The organism is Mycobacterium sp. TH-M116 (assembly GCF_057473685.1).
Genome location: NZ_JBYCLC010000005.1, coordinates 1 through 2,760, shown reverse-complemented (window position 1 = coordinate 2,760; position 2,760 = coordinate 1). Strand labels below are relative to the sequence as shown.

The following is a 2,760-nucleotide window of genomic DNA, read 5'->3' as shown; positions in this document are numbered from 1 at the left end:
GACCGCGACCTCGCGCAACCTGCGGCGCAGCCGGCCGACCACCACCCGCAGGTCGCGGGCTGCCGCCGCGGCGGACTCGCCGACACCGTCCATGCCGACAGCCTAATTTAGTGAGTCGAAACTGGCCAGTTTTAACTGACTAAATCCGGCTGGGCGGCACGACGAGGGCGGCGGCCTGCATGTGGCTGCTGCCAGCCGCCGGCCGTTCGGGCGCGCCGGCCGCTCAGGCCAGGAGCCGCAGGGCGGCGTCGACCGCGAGCGCGGGCACGTCCAGAGTCTTCGAGCGCAGGTCGTGGCGCGCGCCGGTGACCTCGACGACCTCAGTCGGTGCGGCGATCAGCGCCGCGGCGGCCCGCAGTTCGGCGATGGTTCCGAAAGGGTCCGACGTCCCGTGGGTGAACACGGTGGGTACCGCGATAGCGGGGAGGTGTTCGGTGCGGGCGCGTTCCGGCTTGCCCGGGGGGTGCACCGGGTAGGAGAACAGCGTCAGCAGGTCCACGTCGACGGGCGACGCCTCGCCCGCGGCCACCACCATCGAGGTCTGCCGGCCGCCGTAGGAGTGCCCGCCGGCGACCAATGGGCCCCCGGCCAGGCCGCGGCACAGCGTGATCGCCTCGACGATCCCGGCGCGGTCGGTGGCCGCTGCGCCGGACGGGGGACCGGTGGGCCGGCGTCGCCGGTAGGGCAGGTCATAGCGCACCGCGAGCCACCCGCGCCGTGCCCATTCGTCGCAAACCTGGTGCAGCAACGAAGAATCCCGGTTGCCCCCGGCGCCGTGGGTCAGCACCACCACTCCGGCGGCCGGCCCGTCGGGTTCGTGCGCCACGCCGGCGATCGGATCCAGGTTCATGTGAGCCTGAACAGGGGGGACACCGGGCCGTGGCCGTGGCCCAGCGGATAGGCGGCGCGCAGGCATGCGGTGACCCACCGCTTCCCGAAGGCGACCGCGTCGGCAACGGCAAACCCGTGCGCCAGCGCGCACGCGATCGCGGCCGCCAGCGTGTCACCGCCGCCGTGGTCGTTGGCGGTGGGCACCCGCTCGGCGTCGAACTCGTGGCACTCGGCGCCGTCCGGGCCTCCGTAGAGCAGGTCGCAGCTGCGCCCCGAGGACCGCAGGTGCCCGCCCTTGACCAGCACCCACCGCGGGCCCAGCGCGTGCAGCGACTTCGCCGCCGCGCGCTGCGACTCCTCGTCGATCACGTCGACGCCCACCAGCAGGCGCACCTCGTCGAGGTTCGGGGTCACCAGCGTGGCGAGTGGGAACAGTTGCTCGCGAAGACAATCCAGCGCCTCGGGCGCCAGTAGCGGGTCGCCGTGCATGGAGGCGCACACCGGGTCGACGACGAGCGGGACCGCCGGGCCGAGCCGGCGCCAGGTGGCGGCCACCGCGCCGACGATGTCCGCCGAGGCCAGCATCCCGGTCTTGGCGGCCTGGATTCCGATGTCGCTGACCACGGCCTCCATCTGGCCGGCGACGACGTCATCGGGAACTGCGTGAAAGTCTTTGACCCCCAGCGTGTTCTGCACGGTGACCGCAGTGACCGCGACGCAGGCGTGCACGCCGAGCAGAGCGATGGTGCGCAGGTCGGCCTGAATCCCCGCGCCGCCCCCGGAGTCCGATCCCGCGATGGTCAGCACGCGGCGCGGGGTGGTTCCCGACGCCGGCAGCGGCAGATAGTTCACGTCACTGCGTGATCGGCAAATACACCTGCTTGCCGTGCTCGGCGAACTCTCGGGATTTCTCGGCCATGCCTTCGGCCAGCATGGCCTCGATGTCCTCCTCGGTTTCGAGACCGTGCTCGGCGGCGAAGTCCCGGACGTCCTGGGTGATGCGCATCGAGCAGAACTTCGGGCCGCACATCGAGCAGAAGTGCGCGGTCTTGGCCGGTTCGGCGGGCAGCGTCTCGTCGTGGTAGGCGCGTGCGGTGTCGGGATCCAGCGACAGCGCGAACTGATCATTCCAGCGGAACTCGAAGCGCGCCGTGCTCAAGGCGTCGTCGCGCTCCTGAGCGCGGGGATGGCCCTTGGCCAGGTCGGCCGCGTGCGCGGCGATCTTGTAGGCGATGACCCCGTCCTTGACGTCCTTGCGGTCCGGCAGCCCGAGGTGTTCCTTGGGGGTGACGTAGCACAGCATCGCGGTACCGGCCTGGGCGATGATCGCCGCCCCGATCGCCGAGGTGATGTGGTCGTAGGCCGGCGCGATGTCGGTGGCCAGCGGGCCCAGCGTGTAGAACGGGGCCTCCTCGCACAGCTCCTCTTCCAGCCGCACGTTCTCGACGATCTTGTGCATGGGTACGTGGCCGGGGCCTTCGATCATCACCTGTGCGCCATGGGATTTGGCGATCTTGGTGAGCTCACCCAGGGTGCGCAGCTCGGCGAACTGCGCGGCGTCGTTGGCGTCGGCGATCGAACCGGGCCGCAGCCCGTCGCCCAGGGAGAAGGTGACGTCGTAGCGGGCGAAGATGTCGCAGAGTTCCTGGAAGTTGGTGTACAGGAACGACTCCGTGTGGTGGGCCAGACACCAGGCCGCCATGATGGAGCCGCCACGGGACACGATGCCGGTGACCCGCTTGGCGGTCAGGGGCACGTACCGCAGCAGCACGCCGGCGTGCACGGTCATGTAGTCCACGCCTTGCTCGCACTGCTCGATGACGGTGTCGCGGTAGATCTCCCACGTCAGCTCGGTCGGATCTCCGTTGACCTTCTCCAGCGCCTGATAGATGGGCACCGTGCCGACTGGCACGGGGGAGTTGCGCAGGA

3 protein-coding genes are annotated in these 2,760 nt (G+C 70.5%); all 3 read right to left on the bottom strand.

All coding sequences use genetic code 11. From position 1 onward, the window contains the following. Positions 1-223: 223 nt before the first annotated feature. Positions 224-850, bottom strand: coding sequence for an alpha/beta hydrolase family protein (locus AC2VOK_RS00115; RefSeq protein WP_428898662.1), 627 nt, complete (start codon positions 848-850; stop codon positions 224-226). Continuing rightward, the gene (gene thiD, locus AC2VOK_RS00110; protein ID WP_428898661.1) at positions 847-1,683 is read right to left on the bottom strand and encodes a bifunctional hydroxymethylpyrimidine kinase/phosphomethylpyrimidine kinase; all 837 of its coding nucleotides are present in this window, start codon (positions 1,681-1,683) and stop codon (positions 847-849) included. Before thiD ends, AC2VOK_RS00115 begins: the two co-directional genes overlap by 4 nt. Position 1,684: 1 nt before the next feature. Continuing rightward, the coding region (gene thiC / locus AC2VOK_RS00105; protein WP_428898660.1) for a phosphomethylpyrimidine synthase ThiC at positions 1,685-2,760 on the bottom strand (1,076 nt) is incomplete at its 5' end.

Excerpts from the sequence above, each read along its gene's own strand:
- AC2VOK_RS00115 (WP_428898662.1), bottom strand. The coding sequence starts at position 850 with ATGAACCTGGATCCGATCGCCGGCGTGGCGCACGAACCCGACGGGCCG.